The organism is Tabrizicola thermarum (assembly GCF_003574395.1).
GTDB lineage: Bacteria > Pseudomonadota > Alphaproteobacteria > Rhodobacterales > Rhodobacteraceae > Tabrizicola > Tabrizicola thermarum.
In genome coordinates, this window is the sequence record NZ_QMJY01000083.1 from 201,464 (window position 1) to 223,969 (window position 22,506).

20 protein-coding genes are annotated in these 22,506 nt (G+C 66.7%); 11 read left to right on the top strand and 9 right to left on the bottom strand.

What is annotated here, in order from left to right; translation table 11 throughout:
- The first annotated feature begins 49 nt into the window (after positions 1–49).
- The 4 genes from D5084_RS17295 to ilvN all read left to right on the top strand — a co-directional run bounded on the left by D5084_RS17295 (position 50) and on the right by ilvN (position 4,701).
- On the top strand, positions 50–967 hold the full coding sequence (locus D5084_RS17295) for a calcium/sodium antiporter (RefSeq protein WP_128516754.1): 918 nt from the start codon (positions 50–52) through the stop codon (positions 965–967).
- A gap of 311 nt (positions 968–1,278) precedes the next feature.
- A complete protein-coding gene (locus D5084_RS17300; RefSeq protein ID WP_128516755.1) occupies positions 1,279–3,033 on the top strand; it encodes an acetolactate synthase 3 large subunit in 1,755 nt (584 codons plus the stop codon).
- 70 nt (positions 3,034–3,103) lie between these two features.
- Complete coding sequence (locus tag D5084_RS17305; RefSeq protein WP_128516756.1) at positions 3,104–4,105, top strand: acyltransferase family protein; 1,002 nt, start codon at positions 3,104–3,106, stop codon at positions 4,103–4,105.
- A gap of 35 nt (positions 4,106–4,140) precedes the next feature.
- Complete coding sequence (gene ilvN / locus D5084_RS17310; RefSeq protein ID WP_128516757.1) at positions 4,141–4,701, top strand: acetolactate synthase small subunit; 561 nt, start codon at positions 4,141–4,143, stop codon at positions 4,699–4,701.
- Positions 4,702–4,741: 40 nt separating this feature from the next.
- Here ilvN and D5084_RS17315 read toward each other — a convergent pair whose 3' ends face one another.
- The 3 genes from D5084_RS17315 to D5084_RS17325 all read right to left on the bottom strand — a co-directional run bounded on the left by D5084_RS17315 (position 4,742) and on the right by D5084_RS17325 (position 8,021).
- On the bottom strand, positions 4,742–5,515 hold the full coding sequence (locus tag D5084_RS17315) for an enoyl-CoA hydratase-related protein (RefSeq protein ID WP_128516758.1): 774 nt from the start codon (positions 5,513–5,515) through the stop codon (positions 4,742–4,744).
- A 65-nt stretch (positions 5,516–5,580) separates the two neighbouring features.
- Entirely contained in the window at positions 5,581–6,054 is a 474-nt protein-coding gene (locus tag D5084_RS17320; RefSeq protein ID WP_128516759.1) for a cytochrome c-type biogenesis protein, read from the bottom strand.
- Entirely contained in the window at positions 6,051–8,021 is a 1,971-nt protein-coding gene (locus D5084_RS17325; protein ID WP_128516760.1) for a heme lyase CcmF/NrfE family subunit, read from the bottom strand. Before D5084_RS17325 ends, D5084_RS17320 begins: the two co-directional genes overlap by 4 nt.
- A 176-nt stretch (positions 8,022–8,197) precedes the next feature.
- On the opposite strand from D5084_RS17325, the gene rocF reads away from it, so the two are divergent.
- Both rocF and ocd read left to right on the top strand, forming a co-directional pair.
- On the top strand, positions 8,198–9,121 hold the full coding sequence (gene rocF / locus D5084_RS17330) for an arginase (protein ID WP_128516761.1): 924 nt from the start codon (positions 8,198–8,200) through the stop codon (positions 9,119–9,121).
- Between the two features lie 11 nt (positions 9,122–9,132).
- Positions 9,133–10,161, top strand: a complete 1,029-nt coding sequence (ocd, locus tag D5084_RS17335; RefSeq protein ID WP_202910081.1) for an ornithine cyclodeaminase — start codon at positions 9,133–9,135, stop codon at positions 10,159–10,161.
- A 16-nt stretch (positions 10,162–10,177) separates the two neighbouring features.
- Here ocd and D5084_RS17340 read toward each other — a convergent pair whose 3' ends face one another.
- Entirely contained in the window at positions 10,178–11,209 is a 1,032-nt protein-coding gene (locus D5084_RS17340; RefSeq protein ID WP_128516763.1) for a lysine-2,3-aminomutase-like protein, read from the bottom strand.
- Positions 11,210–11,274: 65 nt separating this feature from the next.
- Complete coding sequence (locus D5084_RS17345; RefSeq protein ID WP_128516764.1) at positions 11,275–11,544, bottom strand: usg protein; 270 nt, start codon at positions 11,542–11,544, stop codon at positions 11,275–11,277.
- 192 nt (positions 11,545–11,736) lie between these two features.
- Here D5084_RS17345 and gyrA point away from each other — a divergent pair, with 192 nt between their 5' ends.
- The 4 genes from gyrA (at position 11,737) to gluQRS (ending at position 17,011) form a co-directional block, all read left to right on the top strand.
- A complete protein-coding gene (gene gyrA, locus D5084_RS17350) occupies positions 11,737–14,451 on the top strand; it encodes a DNA gyrase subunit A (protein ID WP_128516765.1) in 2,715 nt (904 codons plus the stop codon).
- Positions 14,441–14,746: a hypothetical protein gene (locus D5084_RS17355; protein ID WP_128516766.1), complete on the top strand. Its 306-nt coding sequence runs from the start codon at positions 14,441–14,443 to the stop codon at positions 14,744–14,746. Before gyrA ends, D5084_RS17355 begins: the two co-directional genes overlap by 11 nt.
- Positions 14,743–16,077: a methylenetetrahydrofolate--tRNA-(uracil(54)-C(5))-methyltransferase (FADH(2)-oxidizing) TrmFO gene (trmFO, locus tag D5084_RS17360; protein ID WP_128516767.1), complete on the top strand. Its 1,335-nt coding sequence runs from the start codon at positions 14,743–14,745 to the stop codon at positions 16,075–16,077. The genes D5084_RS17355 and trmFO overlap by 4 nt, the downstream gene beginning before the upstream one ends.
- Positions 16,078–16,165: 88 nt before the next feature.
- Positions 16,166–17,011, top strand: coding sequence for a tRNA glutamyl-Q(34) synthetase GluQRS (gluQRS, locus tag D5084_RS17365; RefSeq protein WP_128516768.1), 846 nt, complete (start codon positions 16,166–16,168; stop codon positions 17,009–17,011).
- A gap of 28 nt (positions 17,012–17,039) precedes the next feature.
- Here the strand turns inward: gluQRS and hisI are convergent, their stop codons facing one another.
- Positions 17,040–17,417, bottom strand: a complete 378-nt coding sequence (gene hisI, locus D5084_RS17370; protein WP_128516769.1) for a phosphoribosyl-AMP cyclohydrolase — start codon at positions 17,415–17,417, stop codon at positions 17,040–17,042.
- Between the two features lie 61 nt (positions 17,418–17,478).
- Here hisI and D5084_RS17375 point away from each other — a divergent pair, with 61 nt between their 5' ends.
- Positions 17,479–17,925 (top strand): iron-sulfur cluster assembly scaffold protein, encoded by a 447-nt coding sequence (locus D5084_RS17375; protein ID WP_128516770.1) that lies wholly within the window; start codon positions 17,479–17,481, stop codon positions 17,923–17,925.
- 126 nt (positions 17,926–18,051) lie between these two features.
- Here the strand turns inward: D5084_RS17375 and D5084_RS18915 are convergent, their stop codons facing one another.
- The 3 genes from D5084_RS18915 to ligA all read right to left on the bottom strand — a co-directional run bounded on the left by D5084_RS18915 (position 18,052) and on the right by ligA (position 22,478).
- Positions 18,052–18,174, bottom strand: a complete 123-nt coding sequence (locus tag D5084_RS18915) for a hypothetical protein (RefSeq protein ID WP_274378906.1) — start codon at positions 18,172–18,174, stop codon at positions 18,052–18,054.
- A gap of 99 nt (positions 18,175–18,273) precedes the next feature.
- Entirely contained in the window at positions 18,274–20,358 is a 2,085-nt protein-coding gene (gene recG, locus D5084_RS17380) for an ATP-dependent DNA helicase RecG (RefSeq protein ID WP_128516771.1), read from the bottom strand.
- On the bottom strand, positions 20,355–22,478 hold the full coding sequence (gene ligA / locus D5084_RS17385) for an NAD-dependent DNA ligase LigA (protein WP_128516772.1): 2,124 nt from the start codon (positions 22,476–22,478) through the stop codon (positions 20,355–20,357). The genes recG and ligA overlap by 4 nt, the downstream gene beginning before the upstream one ends.
- Positions 22,479–22,506: the final 28 nt, after the last annotated feature.

Consider the following 22,506-nt stretch of genomic DNA (forward strand, 5'->3'; position numbering starts at 1 on the left):
ATTCGGCCACCGGAACCCAACCTTCCCCAAAACAAAACGGGGGCTCCTTGTGACCTATCTTCTGTTCGTCGTCGGCCTCGTCATTCTTGTGGCGGGGGGAGAGTTTCTTGTGCGCGGTGCTTCCTCCATCGCCCGCGCCTTCCACCTGTCGCCCTTGCTGATCGGCCTGACCATCGTCGGCTTCGGCACCTCGGCACCCGAGCTGATCGTCTCGGTCCAGGCCGCCCTTGCCGGTCAGCCGGGCATCGCCATCGGCAACGTGATCGGCTCGAACATCTCGAACGTCCTCCTGATCCTCGGCATCTCGGCGCTGATCGCGCCGCTCGTCATCCCCGGCCGCAGGCTCTGGCGCGACCTCGGCTTCATGCTGGCGGCCACCGCAATCGTCTGGGTCATGCTGCTTGACGGCGACATCACACGGATCGACGGGCTGATCCTCGTCGCGGGGCTGATTGCCTTCCTGACCGTGGCCTTCATCGCCGGCAGCGGTCACCTGCCGGAAGACGGCATCACCGAGACCTTCGGCCCGAACTGGAAGCCCTGGGTCATGACCGGCGCGGGACTCGTCGGGCTGGTGATCGGCGCGCGCCTCCTGGTGGACAGCGCCACCATCATCGCCCGCGACTTCGGCATCTCCGAAGCCGTCATCGGCCTGACCATCGTCGCGGTCGGCACCTCGCTGCCCGAGCTTGCCACCAGCGTCATCGCCGCCTTCCGCAGGCACACCGACATCGCGGTCGGCAACGTGGTCGGGTCGAATGTGTTCAACATCTTCGGCATCCTGGGGCTGACCGCGCTGATTGCCCCGATCCCCGCCGAGGCGCGCTTTGCCGCGATCGACATGTGGTGGGTCGCGGCCTCCTCGCTGGGCCTTGCCATCGTGGCCTTTGCCTCAGGCGGTCTGCCCCGGATCGCGGGCGCCGGCCTTCTGGCAGCCTATGGCGCCTATGTCTGGTTCATCGGCTGACCCCCTCGCCGAGTGGCGCGAGTCACTCGGCGATACCTTCTGTTCGGAATGTTGCGCAGCGAGAGACCCTGCCGCAAGAAAAGTTCAAAATCCGCGCCTGAACGCGACACTTTCGTATTGCAAATCCGGTTGACGCCCGGCATACCCCGCCCTACTGTTCCGACCGAACGTGAAGGGGATGGGCCGATGGCCAGACTTCTTGTCATCGTAGGAAGGACGCGCATGGGCCGGTGACGGTTGACCATAAAGGTTCCCATGCGCCCCCGAAGGAAACCTCGGGGGCTTTTTGTTGCGGCTGAATGGAGACGGAAATGTCGAAGCAGATGACCGGTGCGAAGATGGTGATCCAGGCCCTGAAGGACCAGGGCGTCGAGGTCGTCTTCGGCTATCCGGGCGGTGCGGTGCTTCCGATCTATGACGAACTGTTCCTCCAGAACGACATCCGCCATATCCTCGTCCGCCACGAACAGGGTGCGGTCCATATGGCCGAAGGCTATGCCCGCTCTACCGGCAAGCCCGGCGTGGCGCTGGTCACCTCCGGCCCCGGCGCGACCAATGCCGTCACGGGCCTCACCGACGCGCTGATGGATTCGATCCCGATCGTGGTCCTCACCGGCCAGGTTCCGACCTTCATGATCGGCACCGACGGCTTCCAGGAGGCCGACACCGTGGGCATCACCCGCCCCTGCACCAAGATGAACTGGCTGGTGAAGGACACCGCGAAACTGTCGGAAACCATCCACCAGGCTTTCCACGTCGCCACCCACGGCCGCCCCGGCCCCGTGCTGATCGACATTCCCAAGGACGTCCAATTCGCCACTTCGGACTATGTGCCCGTGGAAAAGGCCAAGGTCGCCCATTACCAGCCGCGCACCGAGGGCGACCCGGCCCAGATCGCCCGCCTGGTCGAGATGATGGAAACCGCCGAACGCCCGATCTTCTACACCGGCGGCGGTGTCATCAACTCCGGCCCCCGCGCCAGCCAGCTGCTGCGCGAACTGGCCAACGAGACGGGCTTCCCCGTGACCTCCACCCTGATGGGCCTTGGCGCCTATCCGGCCTCGGGCAGGAACTGGGTCGGGATGCTCGGCATGCACGGGCTCTACGAGGCCAACCTCGCCATGCACGGCTGCGACCTGATGATCAACATCGGCGCGCGCTTCGACGACCGGATCACCGGCCGCGTCAAGGACTTCTCGCCCCGCTCGAAGAAGGCCCACATCGACATCGACCCCTCGTCGATCAACAAGGTGATCCGCGTCGATGTGCCGATCGTCGGCGACGTGACGAAAGTGCTCGAGGAAGTCCTGCGCCAGTGGCGCGCGCGCGGCAGCCGCACCGACAAGGCCGCGCTGGCCAAATGGTGGAAACAGATCGACGAATGGCGCGCGGTGAAGTGCCTGTCCTACAAGCCCTCGACCACCACGATCAAACCGCAATACGCGCTGGAACGGCTCGAGGCGCTGACCAAGGGCATGGACCGCTACATCTGCACCGAGGTCGGCCAGCACCAGATGTGGGCCGCGCAGTTCCTCGGCTTCGAGGATCCCAACCGCTGGATGACCAGCGGAGGCCTCGGCACCATGGGCTATGGCCTGCCCGCCTCCATCGGCGTACAGATCGCCCACCCCAAGGCGCTGGTCATCAACGTCGCCGGAGAGGCCTCCTGGCTGATGAACATGCAGGAAATGGGCACCGCGATGCAGTTCCGCGCCCCCGTCAAGCAGTTCATCCTGAACAACGAACGCCTCGGCATGGTGCGCCAGTGGCAGGAGCTTCTCCATGGCGAACGCTATTCGTCGTCCTGGTCGGAATCGCTCCCCGATTTCGTCAAGCTGGCCGAGGCATTCGGCTGCAAGGGCATCCAGTGCAAGGATCCCAAGGACCTCGACGACGCGATCATGGAGATGATCCGCTACGACGGCCCGGTGATCTTCGACTGCCTGGTGGAAAAGCACGAAAACTGCTTCCCGATGATCCCCTCGGGCAAGCCGCACAACGAGATGCTGCTGGGCGAGGCCGACACCCAGGGCGTGATCGGCGCCAAGGGCGCGGTGCTGGTGTGATCCGCGCGGTCCCCGAAGACGTCTCGGGGACCGACGACCGACACCGCAAGGAAGCAGAACCGGACTCCCGATGACCCTCTCTGTCGAGGCCACTCCAAAGACCCGCGACCTGTCGCTGGACGTCGCCAAGGGCGTCGGCATCCTCCTCGTGGTGGTCGGCCATGCCTGGCGCGGGCTGTATTCGGCGGGGATGATCGGCAGTCTGACACTGTTCAAGGTCATCGACCAGCTCATCTACAACTTCCACATGCCGCTTTTCTTCCTGCTCTCCGGCATGACCTTTCAGGACTGGGCGCTCCGCCGCCCCGTGGCCGAGGCCGCGATCAGCCGCGTCACCCGCCTCCTCTGGCCGCTCATCCTCTGGTCCTACATCTTCACCATCGCCCGGTTCGCTGCCGGGGATGCCGCCAACACCCGGGTCGTCGGCTGGCACAGCCTGGCCTTCCTCCCCCTGCCCCCGCGCGACCATTTCTGGTTCCTCTGGGCGCTGTTCCTGCAACAGCTTGCGATCCTCGCCCTGATCCGCTTCGTCACCGGCCCGCTCTCTGCCACCGCCTGGGCAGCCCTTGCGGCGCTGGCAACGCTTGCCTCCAGCTACAGCCCGTTCGGCTGGAGCGCCTGGACCCACGGCGCCTTGACCTATGCCGGATCTTTCCTGGCCGGCCTCGCCCTTGGCGGCATCGCCTGGCGTCCGCACGGCGCGATTGCCTTCGCCCTTGCCGCAGCCCTTTTCGTCGGCCTCCAGCTGCTCAGCTTCCGTGTCCCGCAGGACCTCCTGAACCGCCAGCTTTTCGGCACCGCCCTGGCCGTTCTGGCGTTGGCGATAGTCTACATCCTTACGACGGCGCGCCAGTCCGCCACCATCCGCCTTCTGGCCTGGCTTGGGCTAGGCTCCATGGGCATCTACCTCGCCCACACCATCTTTTCGGCCGGAACCCGCGCCGTTCTGTCCCGCCTGACCCAGGACATCACGCTCCACATGATCGCCGGCACCCTCGCCGGGATCATCGGCCCGCTTGTCATCTACGTCCTCATCCGCCGGATCGGCCGCCCCTCTTGGATCGGCTTCTAGACCCCATGCACACAGCCAGAAAAAGGTAGGACCCCATGTCCGCACTGAACATCAAGAAGGGCTCAAGCAGCCATTCCGCCTATGACCTCCGCGCCACCAATTCCGAGATCGAGGAAACCCACACCCTCGCCGTGATCGTCGAGAACGAGCCCGGCGTCCTGGCCCGCGTGATCGGCCTGTTCTCCGGGCGCGGCTACAACATCGACAGCCTGACCGTGGCCGAGGTGGACCATACCGGCCACCGCAGCCGCATCACCATCGTCACCCGCGGCACGCCTGCCGTGATCGACCAGATCGAGGCGCAACTGTCGCGCATGGTCCCGGTGCATGAGGTCCACGATCTGACGATGGAGGGGCCATCCGTCCAGCGCGAACTGGCGCTCCTGAAGGTGGCAGGCACCGGCGCCGCCCGGGTCGAGGCCCTGCAACTGGCCGAGATCTTCCGCGCCAATGTCGTCGATTCCACGCTGGAAAGTTTTGTCTTCGAAATGACCGGCACGCCCGACAAGATCGACGCCTTCGCCGAGCTGATGCGCCCCCTTGGCCTCCTCGAAATCGCCCGCACCGGCGTCGCGGGTCTGAAGCGCGGGGTCTGAACCCCGCCGCTTCGGGAAGCCTTGGCGAAGCGTCCCGGGCCTAGCGCCCGACAAAGCGAGGTGCGCGCTTCTCGAGAAACGCCGCCACGCCTTCGCGGAAGTCCCGGGACACGCCACAGGCCCCCTGCAACCGCGCCTCGACCGCCAGTTGCGCCTCGAGACTCTGGTCGAACGCCCCGCGCAGGGCCGCTTTCAGCGCCGCATAGGCCCCCGTCGGCCCCGCCGCCAGCTTTGCCGCCCGCGCGCCCACCACCTCGGCGAACCGCTCGTCCGGCACCGCTTCCCAGATCATCCCCCAGGCCTCGGCCTGGCGCGCGGAAACCGGCTCGGCCAGCAGCGCCGCCCCCATCGCGCGCTGAAAGCCCACCCGGCGCGGCAGGAAGGATGTGCCGCCCGCATCCGGGATCAGCCCGATGCGCGTGAAAGCTTGGATGAACACCGCACTTTCGCAGGCGATCACCAGGTCGCAGGCCAGCGCCAGATTCGCCCCCGCCCCCGCCGCCGCCCCGTTCACCGCCGCGATCACCGGGACCGGAGCCTCCACGATCGCCCGGATCATCGGCACATATTCGTCGTTCAGGGTCGCTTCGAACCCCGCCGCATCCAGACCCGAGGCATCGCTCAGATCCTGGCCGGAACAGAACCCGCGCCCCTCGCCCGTCAGCACGATCACCCGCGCCGCGTGTCCGGCCAGCAGCGCCGCCGTCAGATCCCGCCGCAGATCGCGGTTCAGCGCGTTCATCATCTCGGGCCGGTTCAGCGTGATCCGGTGAATGCCACCTTCCGTCTCGACCCGCACCAGTTCCGCCATCATCCGCCCTCCAAAGCCGCTGCGCCACCCTAGCGACGGGCGGCGCGCGGCCAAAGACGAACGCGGCGTCACTCCTTCAGGATTTCCCGCAAGCGCAGCTCTTCCTCGGCCGACAGCGACGCCTCGGGCGCCACCCGCCGCCGCGCCGCCGCCATGGCCACGCCGATCCCGGCCACAAGCAGCACCGGCCCCGCCAGCCACAGGATCAGGTTCGCCCCCTCGGCCGGCGGATTGAACAGCACTCCCTCGCCATAACGCGCCACGACATAGTCGATGACCGCCTGGTCGCTGTCGCCCGCCACCAGCCGCTCGCGGATGATGATCCGCAGGTCGCGCGCGATGGGGGCGTTCGAATCGTCGATCGTCTCGCCCTGACAGACCGGACAGCGGATGTCGCGGCTGATCGCGCGGGCGCGCGCCTCCAGCCCGGGGTCGGCCAGCATCTCGTCGGGCTGCACCGCCCAGGCCGGGCTCAGCATCAGGAACAGCGCCAGGAAGTAGGGTGGGCAATCTGCCCACCGCCTTTTTGCAGATCGCCTCATTCCGCCGGCACTCCGACCGGGACCTTCCGCGCCCCCGCCGCCACCCGATACCGGCGGTCCGACAGGCTGAGCCCGCCGCCAAGCGCCATCAGGAACGCGCCTGCCCACAGCCAGTTGGCGAAAGGTTCGATGTAACTCCGCACCGCCCAGCCCCCGCTCTTCTGCCTGTCGCCCAGCACCAGATACAGATCGCGGACAAGGCCATAGTCGATCGCCGCCTCCGTGGTCGGCATCCCTGCCACCGGATAGACCCGCTTTTCGGGGTTCAGGACCGCCACCAGCGCACCGCCGCGCGTCACCGTCATCGTGCCCATGGTCGAGACATAGTTCGGCCCCTGAACCTCCTCGACCCGGTCCAGCCGCACCTCATAGGCGCCCAGAGGGAAACTCTCGCCCTCCTGCACCACGCGGATGTCCTCGATCTTCCAGGCATTCATCGCGGCCACGGCAAAGATCGTGACCCCCAGCCCCATATGCGCCGTGGCCTTGCCCCAGTCCGCCCGGGGCAACCGCGACAGCCGCGCAAACCGCGCCGCCACCGCCTCGCGCCCGGTGCGCGCCCACAGGTCGGTCAGCGCCCCGAACACCACCCAGGCCCCCAGGGCCAGACCCACCGGCCCCAGAGCCGACCGCCCGGTCTGCATCGCAAAGGCCAGCGCCCCCAGGGCCAGCGCCAGCACCAGCGCCGGGACCAGCCCGCGCAGGCTGCGTTCGATCGAACCCCGCTTCCAGGCCAGCATCGCACCCGGGGGCAGGATCACCGCCAGCGCCACCATGAAGGGCGAGAAGGCCGCGTTGAAGAACGGCTCGCCCACCGACAAGTCACGCCCCAGCAACATTGTCCCCACAAGCGGCCAGATTGTCCCGATGAAGACCACAAACGCCGACACGCTCAGCAGGATATTGTTCGCCACCAGCGCGCTTTCGCGGCTGACCAGGCTGAACACCCCCCGAGACTCCATCGTTCCGGCCCGCGCGGCGAACAGCAGCAGCGCCCCGCCGGTGAAGACGCCAAGGATCATCAGGATGAACACCCCGCGCTCCGGGTCATTGGCAAAGGCGTGAACGGATGTGATGACCCCCGACCGCACGAGGAAGGTGCCGATCAGGCTGAACCCGAAGGCGAGGATCGCCAGAAGGATCGTCCAGGCCTTCAGGCTCTCGCGCTTTTCGACGACGATCGACGAATGCAGCAGGGCCGCCGCCAGCAACCAGGGCATGAAGCTGGCATTCTCCACCGGATCCCAGAACCAGAACCCGCCCCAGCCAAGCTCGTAATACGCCCACCAGGATCCCAGAGCGATGCCGATGGTCAGGAAGATCCAGGCCGCCAGCGTCCAGGGCCGCACCCAACGCCCCCAGGCGGCATCGACCCGGCCCTCGATCAGCGCGGCCACCGCGAAGGAAAACGCCATGGAAAGGCCGACATAGCCCAGATACAGAAACGGCGGGTGGAAGGCCAGACCGGGGTCCTGCAACAGAGGATTCAGGTCCTGCCCGTTCAGCGGCGGCGTCGCCAGACGCCAGAACGGGTTCGAGGTGAACAGAAGGAAGGCCATGAAGGCCACCCCGATCAAGCCCTGCACCGCAAGGACACGCGCCCTCAGCCGGTCGGGCAACCCGCCGCCAAAAACCGCCACCGCCGCGCCGTAGACCGCCAGGATCAGGACCCACAGCAAGAGCGAGCCCTCATGGTTCCCCCACACCCCCGAGATCTTGTACAGCAGCGGCTTTGCCGTGTGCGAATTCGCCACCACCACCGCCAGCGAAAAGTCCGACACCACAAAGGCCCACATCAGCGCCGCGAAAGACGCCCCGACCAGCAGCAGCTGCAACCCCGCCGCCGGTCCGGCCAGCGCCATCAGGCGCGGATCGCCGCGCTGCGCGCCCCAGAGGGGCAGAGTGGCCTGCACCAAAGCCACCATCAGCGCCAGGATCAGCGCGAAATGTCCAAGTTCGACGACCATCAGCCTCTCCCGTTGCTGTCAGCATGATAGGCTCCCACGGGCCCGGGGGAAAGGCCTGCGCCGTTCCGCCGCGCCACGGACTCCATTTTGCCCGTCCCGGCCCGCCGCATCCGCCGATTTGCCGGTTGCCACGCGCCCGGCCGCCCCGCTACATCGTGCGCAAAGCGGAGGTTTCCATGCCCAGATGTATCCTGATCGGCGCGCCCATCGACTCGGGCCAGAAGCGCCCCGGTTGCCTGATGGGCCCGGCCGCCTACCGGGTCGCCGGTATCGCGCGCGAGGTGTCCGCCGAAGGCCACGGGGTCGAGGATTGGGGCGATCTCAGCCTTCCCGAACTGAAGCCTGTCACCTGCTCCAACCCGGCCGTCCACTCCCTGGCCGAAACCGTGGGCTGGACCGAGATCCTGAGGGACCGCGTCGACGATGCCCTCAGCGCGGGCGGCTTTCCGATCATCATGGGCGGCGATCATTCCCTGGCGCTCGGGTCCGCGGCCGGGGCCGCCGCCTTCGCCGCGCGTCAGGACCGCCCGCTCTTCCTGCTCTGGCTCGACGCCCATTCCGATTTCCACACACCGCTCACCACCACCTCCGGCAACCTCCACGGCACGCCGCTGGCCTATATCGCCGGCCGCGACGGGTTCGATGCCTTCCCGCCCTTCCCCGCGCCGGTCCCCGCGCACCGGATCTGCATGTTCGGCATCCGCTCGGTCGATCCGGCCGAACAGGCCGCGATGCTGGAACGCGACATCTTCATCAACGACATGCGCGTGATCGACGAACGCGGCCTCGTGGCGCCCTTGCGCGAATTCCTCGACCTCGTCCGGCGCGAGGGCGGGATGCTGCACGTCAGCCTCGACGTCGATTTCCTCGACCCCTCCATCGCCCCCGCCGTCGGCACCACCGTCCCCGGCGGCGCCACCTTCCGCGAGGCGCATCTGGTGATGGAACTCCTCCACGAATCCGGCCTCGTGACCTCGCTTGACCTGGTGGAGCTGAACCCCTTCCTCGACGACCGCGGCATGACCGCGCGGCTGATGGTCGATCTGGTGGGCTCGCTGATGGGCAAGAAGGTCTTCGACCGTCCCACAAGGTCGAAATAGGAAAGATCGAAATGACCCTGAATCTCGTTCCCTTCGTCTCGGTCGACAGCATGATGAAGCTCGTGCTTCAGCTTGGCATCGAACGGGTCCTGCACGACCTGGTCACCGAGATCGAGGCCGACTTCCGCCGCTGGCCGCTCTTCGACAAGACGCCGCGCATCGCCAGCCATTCCGACGTCGGCGTGATCGAACTGATGCCCACCTCGGACGGGGAAACCTACGGCTTCAAATATGTGAACGGCCACCCCGCCAACATGAAGAAGGGGCTGCAAACTGTTACTGCCTTCGGACTTCTGGCCGATGTAGCTACAGGCTATCCGGTGCTGCTCAGCGAGATGACCATCCTCACCGCCCTGCGCACCGCCGCGACCAGCGCCATGGCCGCGAAATGGCTGGCACCGCAGACCGACAGGATGGCTCTGATCGGCAACGGCGCACAGGCCGAGTTCCAGGCGCTGGCCTTCCAGCAGATCTGCGGCATCCGCGAGGTCCGCCTTTTCGACATCGACCCCGCCGCCACCGCGAAATGTGCGCGAAACCTCGCCGGGCGCGGATTGACCGTCACGACCTGCCGCACGGCGGAAGAGGCGATCCAGGGCGCGGGCATCATCACCACCGTCACCGCCGACAAGACCTGTGCCACGATCCTGACCGACAACATGGTGGGCGCGGGCGTGCACCTGAACGCGGTCGGCGGAGACTGCCCCGGCAAGACGGAACTGCACCGCGACATCCTTCTTCGCTCCTCGATCTTCGTCGAATATCCGCCCCAGACCCGCATCGAAGGCGAAATCCAGCAGCTGGCCCCCGACCACCCCGTCACCGAGCTCTGGCGCGTGATCGCCGGCGAGGTGCCCGGCCGCACCAGTGCAGCCGAGATCACGCTCTTCGACAGCGTCGGCTTCGCGATCGAGGATTTCTCGGCCCTGCGCTACATCCGCGACAGAGCACTGGAGACCGGGCTTTACGACACTCTCGACATGATTGCCGACCCCGACGATCCGCGCGACCTCTTCGGCATGATCCTGCGCGCCGCCTGAGGCGGGTGCGACCGTCTCAAAGGTCGCGGTAGGGATGCTCTGCCCCCCGCGGATCGGTGACGATCCAGGCCTTTCCGTCACGGCGCAGATAGCCGGGCCCCACCGGCACCTTGCCGTGGCCGCCCGGAATGTCCAGCACATACAGCGGCTGCGCGATCCCCGTCAGCCGCCCGCGCAATGCCGCCATGATCGCCTGCCCTTCGGCCAGCGTCACCCGGAAATGTCCGGTTCCCTTCGCCAGGTCGGGATGGTGCAGGTAGTAGGGCTTCACCCGGTTGCGGATCAGTTTTCGGAACAGGGCTTCCAGCGTATCCGCATCCGCATTCACCCCCTTCAGCAGCACCGTCTGCGACAGAAGCGGCACCCCCGCCCGGTTCAGCCGCCGCAACGCCGCCGAGGCCGCTTCGGTGATCTCGTCGGGATGGTTGGTATGCACCACCATCCAGACCGGCAGCGCCCGGTCGAGCACCCGCACCAGGGCTTCGGTCACCTTCCCGGGCGCGACCACCGGAACCCGCGTATGAAACCTGACGACCTCCAGCGTCCCGAGGCCCTCCAGCCGGTCCAGCATCGCCCCCAGCCGCCGGGGCGACAGAACCAGCGGGTCGCCCCCCGTGAAGATCACTTCACGCACCATTGGGGTCCGGCCCAGATAGTCGACCACCCGGTCGAACTCCGCCTCGCCCAGGTGCCCGCTTTCCCCCACCGTTTCGCGGCGGAAGCAAAACCGGCAATAGACCTCGCAAGCCTTGGTCGCGTGCAGGATCGCCCGATCCGCATAGCGATGGGTCAGCCCGGGCACGGGAGCGTGGACCTCATCCCCGATCGGATCGACCAGTTCCTCGGGTCGGACCTGCAACTCGCGCACATCGGGCAGGAACTGCGCCCGCACGCCCGCGGTGGGAACCGTCGCCATGGCGGATGAGACGCGGACCCGGAATTCCGCTGCAACCGCCTCCAGAGCCTTACGCTCGGCAGGATCGGTAAGGCCTTCACGCTCCAGCGCGTCAAGGCGGGTCAGGGCTTCGGGGATCGGTCCGGTCTTCATCGCCCGCCGCCTATCCCCGGTCAGGCCCGACCGCAACCCCATGGGCCGGGCTCGATGCTCGGTCGCTAATGCACCCGGAACTCGCCCACGACATTGCGCCATTCGCCCGGCGCAATCAGCTTGCGATGGGTGAAGCGCACCGAATGCAGCGGCCCTTCGATCTTCTCCTGCCAGAACTCGATGAACTTGAACAGCTCCGGGTAATCCGGTGCCAGATCATACTCCTGCCAGAGGAAACTGTTGAGAACATTGCGATAATCCGGCATCCGGTAATACAGCTCGGCCGTGGTCAGCCCATAGCCCTTCAGCATCAGCTCCGTCTCGCGTCCGACCATTCCGATCCTCCTTTCCGTCGGTCCATGACGGAATCATGACAGGGTGCGATTAAAAATCAATGAAAACAGTATGTTGTCACTCACACTTGATGGCTGCCAGCACGACTGCAACCCGCCATTGCACCCCATAGCTGGGATGGTGTATCGTCGCGCCTGCTACATCTTGATCCCGCAAGGAAGGCGCGCGCCACCATGGCCGATACCCCGGAAGAGACTGATAAAAAAGAAGAAAGCCCGGAGCGTCCCAGCTGGCACGGCCCCCAGATCGACATCGCGGCCGAGATGAAGACCGCCTATCTCGATTACGCGATGAGCGTGATCGTTTCGCGGGCAATCCCCGACCTGCGCGACGGGCTGAAGCCGGTGCATCGCCGCATCCTGTTCGCCATGCAGGAATCGGGCAATACCCACGACAAGCCCTATCGCAAGTCCGCCCGCCCGGTGGGCGACACGATGGGGAAATACCACCCCCACGGCGACTCTGCGATCTATGACGCGCTGGTGCGGATGGCGCAGCCTTTCTCCATGTCGCTGCCGCTGCTGGACGGCCAGGGCAATTTCGGCTCGATGGACGGCGATAACGCCGCCGCCATGCGCTATACCGAAGTGCGGATGGACAAGCCCGCCGCCTTCCTCCTGGCCGACATCGACAAGGAAACCGTCGATTTCCAGGACAATTATGACGGCAAGGACCGCGAACCCACCGTCCTGCCCGCCCGGTTCCCGAACATGCTGGTCAACGGCGCGGGCGGCATCGCGGTCGGCATGGCCACCAATATCCCGCCCCACAACCTGGGCGAGGTGATCGACGGCACGCTGGCGCTGATCGAGAACCCCGACATCTCCATGGAGCAACTCATGGAGATCATCCCGGCCCCCGATTTTCCCACCGGGGGCGTGATCCTCGGCCGCTCCGGCGCGCGCAAGGCGTATCTGGAAGGCCGCGGCTCTGTCATCATCCGCGCAAAGACCCATATCGAGGAGCTGCGCAAGGACCGCTGGGCCATCGTCATCGACGAGATCCCCTATCAGGTCAACAAGGCCACGATGATCGAGAAGATCGCCGAACTGGTCCGCGAAAAGCGCGTCGAGGGCATCGCCAACATCGCCGACGAATCCGACCGGATCGGCGTCCGCGTGGTGATCGAGCTGAAGCGCGACGCGACGCCCGATGTGGTGCTGAACCAGCTCTTCCGCTTCTCGGCGATGCAGGTTTCGTTCGGCTGCAACATGCTGGCCCTGAACGGCGGGCGGCCCGAACAATTGACGCTCCGCGATTTCCTCAGCCATTTCATCACCTTCCGCGAAGAAGTTGTCGCCCGCCGCACCGCCTTTGAACTCCGCAAGGCCCGCGAGCGCAGCCATGTCCTCTGCGGCCTCGCCGTCGCGGTGTCGAACGTGGATGAGGTCGTCCGCACCATCCGCGCCTCTGCCGACGCCGCCGAGGCCCGCGAAAGGCTGATGACCCGCCGCTGGCCCGCCCAGGACATCGCCCAGTATATCAAGCTGATCGATGACCCGTCGCACACGATCAATGACGACGGCACCTACAACCTGTCGGAAATCCAGGCCCGCGCCATCCTCGACCTGCGGCTTCAGCGCCTGACGGCGCTTGGCGTGAAAGAGGTCACCGACGAACTGGAAGACCTGGCCGCCAAGATCAAGGACTACCTCGACATTCTCGGCTCCCGCGAGCGGATCATGGCGATCATCTCGGATGAACTCCGCGAGGTGAAGGCGCTCTTCGCCGTCCCCCGCCGCACCGAGATCGCCGACTGGTCCGGCGACATGGAGGACGAGGACCTGATCGAACGCGAGGACATGGTCGTGACCATCACCTCGGGCGGCTACATCAAGCGCACGCCGCTTGCCGAATTCCGCGCCCAGAACCGCGGCGGCAAGGGCCTGTCGTCGATGCAGACCAAGGACGACGATGTCGTGACGACACTTTTCGTCGCCAATACGCATACTTGGCTGTTGTTCTTCACAACCGACGGCATGGTCTACAAGCTGAAGACCTGGCGCCTGCCGCTTGCCGGCCGCACCGCGAAGGGCAAGGCTCTGGTCAACATCCTGCCGATCGAGGCCGGCATCTCCATCGCCGCCCTGATGCCGGTGGACGTGCCCGAGGAAGACTGGGGCAACCTCCAGATCGTCTTTGCCACCAGCGATGGCGACGTCCGGCAGAACGACCTCTCCGACTTCACCAACGTCATGCGCAACGGCAAGATCGCGATGAAGCTGCCCGAGGGTGTCTCCCTGGTGAACGCCGCCATCGCCGACGAGAACGACGATGTGATGCTGGTGACGGAAGCCGGCCGCGCGATCCGTTTCTCCACGACCGAGATCCGCGTGTTCCGGTCGCGCGAATCCACCGGCGTCCGCGGCATCAAGTTGGCCCCCGGCGACCAGGTGGTCTCCATGTCGATCATCCGCCACTTCGAGGCCACGCCCGAGGAACGCGCCGCCTATCTGAAACAGCGCCGCCTGATGGCCGGGATCACCGAGGACGAGGCGGACGATGACGAAGAAACCGTTGCAGCAGGACAGCTTAGCCCCGAACGTTACAGCGAGATGTCCGCGGCCGAGGACCTGATCCTCACCGTCACCAAGGGCGGCTCGGGCAAGCTGTCGTCCAGCCACGACTACCCCGTCCGCGGCCGCGGCGGCATGGGCGTCAAGGCCATCTCCCCCGGCCCGCGCGGCGGGCGCATCGTCGCCTCCTTCCCGGTGGAGCTTTCCGACCAGATCATGCTCGCCACCTCCACCGGCCAGTCGATCCGCGTGCCGGTCGATCAGGTCAGCTTCCGTTCGCGCTCGGCGGGCGGCGTCAAGATCTTCGCCATCGGCGCGGATGAGGAAGTCGTCTCCGTCGCCCGCGTGGCGGATCAGGGTGATGCGGCTTGAGGACCGCCTCGCCGCCCTCGCGGCGGCGGGCGAGACCATCTCTTATGGCGATCTTGCGCGCGAACTCGGCCTGCGCATGGCCGATCTGACGGCTCGCCTGGAAACCCTGATGGAAACCGACGCCGCCGCAGGTCAGCCCTTCCGCGCCGCGCTCCTCCGCCAGCGGCTTTCGCCCCTTGGCCACCCGGCCCCGGGCTTCTTCGCCAAGGCCGCCGCGCTTGGCCGCAGCGTGGACATCGACGCCGAACGCCGGGCCTTGTTCGCCGCCGCCCGCCCCGCTACATCCGCCCCATGACAGAGCCCCTTCACATCATCGGCGGCGGCATGGCGGGCTCCGAGGCTGCCTGGGCCGCCGCGAACCTGGGCGTGCCCGTGGTGCTGCACGAGATGCGCCCCAGGGTCGGCACTTTCGCGCACCGGACCGGCGATTTCGCCGAGATGGTCTGTTCCAACTCCTTCCGCTCGGACGATCACGAACGCAATGCGGTGGGTCTGATCCACTGGGAGATGCGTCAGGCGGGCAGCCTGGTGATGGAGATGGCACATCGGCACCGCCTTCCCGCCGGGGGCGCCCTCGCTGTGGACCGCGAGCCCTTTGCCGCTGCCGTGACGGCGAAACTGAAGTCGCATCCGCTGATTTCCACGTCCTGTGAGGAGGTTACATCCCTTCCCTCATCCGGCCGCTGGATCATTGCCACCGGCCCGCTCACCAGCCCCGCGCTGGCCGAAAGCATCCGCGCCGCCACCGGGGCCGAGGCGCTCGCCTTCTTCGACGCCATCGCGCCCATCGTATATACAGACACCATCGACATGTCTGTCGCCTGGCTGCAAAGCCGCTACGACAAGGGCGACACCGAGGACGAACGCCGCGCCTACATCAACTGCCCGATGACCCGGGATCAGTACGAGGCCTTCATCGACGCCCTCCTCGCCGCCGAAAAGACGGAGTTCCACGAGGGCGAGACGGCCGGCTATTTCGACGGCTGCCTGCCCATCGAGGTGATGGCCGAACGCGGACGCGAAACGCTGCGCCACGGGCCGATGAAGCCGGTGGGCCTGACCAACGCGCACCAGCCGGACGTGAAACCCTATGCCGTGGTCCAGCTGCGCCGCGACAACAAGCTGGGGACGCTGCACAACATGGTCGGCTTCCAGACCAAGATGAAATACGGCGCGCAAACCTCTGTTTTCAGAATGATTCCGGGTCTGGAGAATGCCAGTTTCGCGCGTCTGGGCGGCATCCACCGCAACACCTTCATCAATTCGCCCACACTCCTTGATGCGCAGCTACGGCTGAAATCACGCCCGTATATACGCTTTGCGGGCCAGATCACCGGGGTCGAGGGCTATGTCGAATCCGCCGCGATGGGCCTTCTCGCGGGCCGCATGGCTGCGCATGAGACCCTCGGGCGCGAACTGCCCCCTCCGCCCCCGGAAACGGCGATGGGCGCGCTTGTCACCCACATCACCGGCGGGGCCGAGGCAAGAACCTTCCAGCCGATGAACGTGAACTTCGGCCTCTTTCCCCCCATCGACGCGCGCGGAGGTCGTCGAGGCCGCCACGACCGCTACAAGGCCTATACCGACCGCGCCAAACAGGCGTTCACCGCATGGCTGTCGGGCTGAACGCCTTCCCGGGAAACCCCGCCCCGGCCCCCGAGCCGGGGCCTCCCGCAACCCGAGAGGTCCCGGGTCAAGCCCGGGACGGGGTCGCATGTTCGTAACCCGCTTCGCCCCGTCTCCTACCGGCCCCCTGCATCTTGGCCATGCCTATTCCGCGATCCTCGCGCATGACATGGCGCGGGCCGCAGGGGGACGCTTCCTTCTGCGGATGGAAGATACCGATCTCGACCGATGCAAGCCCGAATACGACGCCCTGATCCAGGAGGATCTGACCTGGCTCGGCCTGACCTGGGATGGCCCGATCCACCGCCAGGCGGGGCACATCGCCAGCTATAACGCCCGCCTCGAAGCCCTTGACGGCAAAGGACTTCTCTACCCCTGCTCCTGCACCCGCTCCGACATCCGCGCGGCCCTTGCCGCCCCGCAGGAAGGCATTGCGTTCAACGTCTACCCCGGCACCTGCCGGGGCCGCCGGATGGACAGCCGCAAACCCGGCGACGCCCTGCGCCTGAACCTTGCCGCCGCCCTGGAGTTTCTTGCGGCCGCCGATCTGAGCTTCACCGAGACCGGCCCCGCCCATGCTGGCCACCATCGGGTTGACCCGGACGCAGCCCTGCGCCAGATCGGCGATGTGGTCCTGTCGCGCAAGGGCGAGGACATCGTGGCCTATTTCCTCGCCTCGGCCTTCGACGATGCCGATCAGGGGATCACCCATGTCATCCGCGGCGAGGACCTGTTCGACTTCACCCCGGTCCAGGTGATCCTGCAACATCTCTTCGGCCTGCCGACCCCGGACTACCACCACCACCGCCTGATCCGCGACGATCAGGGCAAGCGGCTGGCCAAACGCGACGACGCCCGCGCCCTCTCGAAGTACCGGGCCGAAGGTGCAACCCCTGCCGACATCCGCCGCATGGTCGGGTTACCTAATCCTTAACGCCCGCAGCCAAGCCCTTGATTTCGCTTCACCCATCAAGGGCGCCGCGCGCGGCGGGCTGCAGGATCTCGACCTCCTCACCGCCCCGGACCGCCGTATAGAAGCACGACCGCCGGTTGGTGTGACAGGCCGGCCCCTCCTGTTCGACCAACACCAGCAGGCAGTCCCGATCACAGTCTACCCGCAGCTCCACCAGCCGCTGGTGGTGGCCCGAGGTCTCTCCCTTCACCCAGAACTCCCCCCGCGACCGCGACCAATAGGTCACCTTCCCGGTCTCCAGCGTCCGGCGGACGGCGCCCTCATTCATCCAGGCCACCATCAGCACCTCGCCCGACGCGGCATCCTGCGCCACGCAGGGGATCAACCCCGCCGCATCATACTTTAGTGTGGCCGGGTCGAAGGACATGGGCTTCTCCTTGGCAGGCAGCTTCTTCGGGTCTACATACGAGGTCACCAAGGGATTTTCCATGAGCAGCGACGCTGACCTCATCAAGCTCTACTCCGCCCGCATCCTCGGGCTGGCCGCCGACATCCCCCATCTCGGCCGCCTGCCCGCGCCGCAGGGGACCGCCCGCCGCCGCTCGCCGCTCTGCGGCTCGACGGTCACGGCCGACGTGGTGGTCAAGGACGGCCGCATCGCCGAGTTCGCCCAGGACGTGAAAGCCTGCGCCCTGGGTCAGGCATCGGCGGCGGTGCTGGGACAGGTGGCGATCGGCCGCAGCCTGCCCGAACTCAAGGCCGCCCGCGACGCACTTCGGGCGATGCTGAAGGCGGACGGCCCGGTGCCGGCCGCCCCCTTCGACGGCTACGAAGTCCTCCTCCCCGCCCGCGACTACAAGAACCGCCACGCCTCGATCCTCCTGGCGCTGGAGGCCGTGTGCGAGGCGATGGAGGCCGCGCAGGCCGCAGCTTAGGACGGCAGACAAAAAAAACCGCCGCGCATCCGGGGGTGGATGGCGGCGGCAGGAGCGCGTCTGGATGGACGGTAGGCCAGGCGAGGCGGACCGTCACCTTGGGGGACAGAGCGCGGGGCAGAACCCTTAATGCAGGCCGGGCAAGGACAGCACGGCGAAAAGTATCACGAAGAGCGAGGCGACACCGACCAGATCTTCCAGCGCGCCCCTGGGAGTGTGGCTCAGCAGGGTCTTCATGGCGTCTTTCATCGCGTTCTCCATGACTTGTTGCTGAATTGTTCTCACATTCGCGGCGCCATGTAAAGAACTTTTTAAGAACATTCGCGAACAGACCGGAACGGGATCGAGTCAGCCCACGCTCATCAGCCGGATCGCCCGGTCCTGATCCATCAACCACAGCAGCGCGCGCGCCGCCTGACCGCGCGGGCTGGTGAGGCCGGGATCGTCCAGCATCAGTTTCCGCGCATCGCTTTGCGCCAGCGCCATCAGAGCCGCCTGCCGCTCCAGGTCCGCGACGCGAAACCGCGGCAGACCCGATTGCGCAGTGCCGATCAGATCGCCCGCCCCGCGCATCGCCAGGTCCTCCTCGGCGATGCGGAACCCGTCCTCGGTATCGCGGATCGTGGTCAGCCGCCGCAGGCCGGTCTCGTTCAGCGGCGCCTGATACAGAAGCAGGCAGGTCGAGGCCGCCTCGCCGCGCCCGACGCGCCCACGCAGCTGGTGCAATTGCGCCAGGCCGAAACTTTCCGCCTGTTCGATCACCATGATCGTCGCATTGGGCACGTTCACGCCCACCTCGATCACCGTCGTCGCAACCAGAACCGAGGTCTCGCCCGCGACGAACCGCGCCATCGCGGCGTCCTTCTCGGCCGGAGGCATCTGCCCGTGGACCAGACCGACCCGGTCGCCAAGCGCTGCGCGCAGGTGGCGGAACCGTTCCTCGGCGCTGGCATAGTCCACCACCTCGGATTCCTCGACCAGCGGGCAGACCCAATAGGCCTGCCGTCCTTCGGCGACCGCGCGGCGCAGATGGTCGACCACCTCATCCAGCCGGTCCGACGACACCATCGCCGTGCGGATCGGCTTGCGCCCCGCAGGCTTTTCGTCCAGCACCGAGACATCCATGTCGCCATGCATCGCGAGCGCGAGACTGCGCGGAATCGGCGTTGCGGTCATCACCAGGACATCCACCGCCTCGCCCTTGGCACCCAGCTCCATCCGCTGGGCGACGCCAAAGCGGTGCTGTTCGTCCACCACGGCCAGCCGCAGATCCTTGAACTCCACATCCTTCTGGAACACAGCATGGGTGCCGACCAGGATCGGGATTCGCCCCATCGCCAGATCTTCCAGCTTCATCGCCCGCTCTGCCCCCCGGTCGCGTCCGGTGAGCAGTTCCAGCCGCACACCCGCCGCCCGCGCCAGGGGAGCCAACCCCTCGAAATGCTGGCGCGCCAGGATTTCCGTTGGCGCCATCATCACGCCCTGACCGCCGGCTTCGACCGCGATCAGCAGGGCCTGAAAGGCCACCAGGGTCTTGCCGGCGCCCACATCGCCTTGCAACAGCCGGTTCATCCGCACGGGCTGGGCCATGTCTGCCGCGATCTCGGCCAGGGCCCGCAGCTGAGCCTTCGTCGGGGAATACGGCAGACTTTCCAGGACCCTGGCGCGCAGGTCCCCCGTGCCCCTGGTGCTGACACCTTTCGCCTTGCGGATGCGGGATCGCGCAATGGCAAGGGTCAGCTGATGGGCGAACAGCTCGTCATAGGCCAGGCGGACCCGCGCGGGATGAGTGATGGCCAGCGCCGACGGACCCTCGGGGCGATGCGCGGATCGCAGCGCCTCCGACCAGTCCGGCCAGCCTTCGCGCTGCTTCAACCCCGCGTCGATCCACTCCGCCAGCACCGGCAGCCGCGTCAGCGCCCCCGCCACCGCCTTTGCCACCACCCGCTGGGTCAGCCCCGCGCTTAACGGATAGACCGGTTCATAGGCGGGAAGCTCCGCCGCCTCCTCCAGCCGCAGGACATGGTCGGGATGCACGATCTGCGCGATACCGTCGAAAAGTTCGACCTTCCCCGACACCAGCCGCCGCTGTCCCGTCGGCAAGAGACGCTGCAGCGCCTCTTCCCGCGCGTGGAAGTAGACGAGCAGAAACTCGACTTTCCGGTCCCGCACATGCACCCGGTAGGGTCCACCCTTGCGCCGGGGCGGGACGTGCCGGCCAATCTCGACCTCGACCGTCAGCATGGCGGGAGGCGTCACCTCGCGCACCGATCCCCGAAGCGCCCGGTCGACGCCGGAATGGGGCAAGAGATACAGAAGGTCCTTCGGAACCGTCACCCCCAACGCCTCGAACGCCTTGGCCGCCTTCGGCCCGACGCCCGGCAGCGTCTCCAGCTCGGCGAACAGCGGGAACAGGGCCTCGGGGCGGCTCATCCGCCGATCAACCGCAACCAGGCGTCTTCGTCGATGATCGCGACCCCCAGCCGTTCGGCGTCCTTCGCTTTCGACCCGGCCCCGGGGCCTGCGACGACAAGGTCGGTCCTTGCGCTGACGCTGCCCGCGACCTTGGCCCCCAGCGCCTCGGCCCGTGCCTTGGCCTCGGCCCTTGTCATCTTTTCCAGCGTGCCGGTGAAGACCACGGTCTTGCCCGCGACAGGGGAGTCGCTGGCCGCCGCGGCCACCGGCAGCACGGTCAGAAACCCGACCAGGCGATCGATCTCGGCCCGCTCGGCATTCTCCGGGCGCAGCGCATCCACCAGGGCACGGGCACTGACCACTCCGATCCCGTCGATCGCGATCAGCTCCTCCCACTCCGGGCCGGTCTGATCCCGCGCCCGGTCAATGGCGGTGATGAAGGCCTCCCAGGTGCCATAGTGCCGCGCAAGCAGGCTGGACGAGGTCTCGCCGATATGGCGGATGCCGAGGGCGTAGATCAGCCGGTCCAGGGGGATCGTCCGCCGCGCCTCGATGGCGGCAAACAGCTTGGCGACTGACACTTCGCCGAAGCCCTCGCGATTCTTCAGTTTCTGCAATGGGTTGGCGGCGTCTCTTGCGGCAAGAGTGAAGATGTCCGCCGGGGTCTTCACCGGCAGGATCGGGTCGCGGTAGAAGAGTTCGATCTGCTTGGCCCCCAGACCCTCGATGTCGAATGCCCCGCGCGACACGAAGTGCTTCAACCGCTCCACCGCCTGCGCCGGGCAGATCAGCCCCCCGGTACAGCGGCGCACGGAATCGCCATCCTCTCGATGGGCGGGGCTGCCGCATTCAGGGCAGAATTTCGGGAAAACAAAGGGTTGCGCGCCATCCTTGCGACGGGACAGGTCGACATCCGCCACCTTGGGGATCACATCTCCCGCGCGGTAGACCTGCACCCAGTCGCCGACGCGGATATCCTTGCCGCCGCGGATCGGCTCACCCCGGCTGTCTCGTCCGGCGATGTAATCCTCGTTGTGCAACGTCGCATTCGACACCACGACCCCCCCCACCGTGACCGGCTTCAGCCGAGCCACGGGGGAGAGCGCCCCGGTCCGGCCGACCTGGATGTCGATGCCCAGAAGCTCGGTCCAGGCAAGTTCGGCGGGGAACTTGTGCGCGATGGCCCAGCGTGGGGTCGACGACCGGAACCCCAGACGGGCCTGCAGGGCAAGGTCGTTCACCTTGTAGACCACCCCGTCGATGTCATAGCCAAGCGTCGCCCGCAGCGCCTCGATCCGCCGATATTCCGCCAGCAGGGCCTCGGGCCCGTCGCAGAGCGTGGTGAGCGGGTTGGTCGGGAAACCAAGGGCGGCCAACCGCGCGATGGCCTCGAACTGGGTGGCAGCAAGCGGCTCGGACAGCTCGCCCCAGGCATAAGCGAAAAAGCGCAAGGGTCGGCTGGCGGTGATCCGGGCATCGAGTTGGCGCAGCGACCCGGCCGCAGCGTTTCGCGGGTTCGCAAAGGTCTTCTCGCCCGCCGCAGCCTGCCGGTCGTTCAGCGCCGCGAAATCGGCGTGGCTCATGTAGACCTCGCCCCGCACTTCCAGCACGTCTGGTGCGCCGGTCAGGCGTTGCGGGATGTCGGCGATGGTGCGGGCATTTTGCGTCACGTCCTCGCCGACCTCGCCATCTCCCCGGGTCGCGGCCTGGATCAGCACTCCCTGCTCATAGCGCAGCGACAGCGACAGCCCGTCGATCTTCGGCTCGGCGGTGAACCGGACAACCGCATCCTCGGCAAGGCCAAGGAACTTCCGCACCCGGTCCACGAACTCGGCCACATCCTCGGCGGCAAAGGCATTTTCCAGGGACAACATGCGCACCCTGTGCGTCACCTTGCCAAAGCCTTCGGCCACTGCCGCGCCGACCTGATCCGAAGGAGAATCGGCGCGCTTCAGCCAGGGGAAACGCGCCTCGATCGCCAGGTTGCGGCGCTTGAGCGCATCATATTCCGCATCCGAGATCTCGGGGGCGTCCAGCGTGTGATAGGCCGTGTTCGCGGCTGCCAGTGCCTTGGCGAGGCGGGCAAGTTCAACCCTTGCCTCGGCCTCTGTCAGTGTCTCGACCGCCTTTTCCGTCATCCCCGTCCCCTGGCCCTTGCGGCGAAAG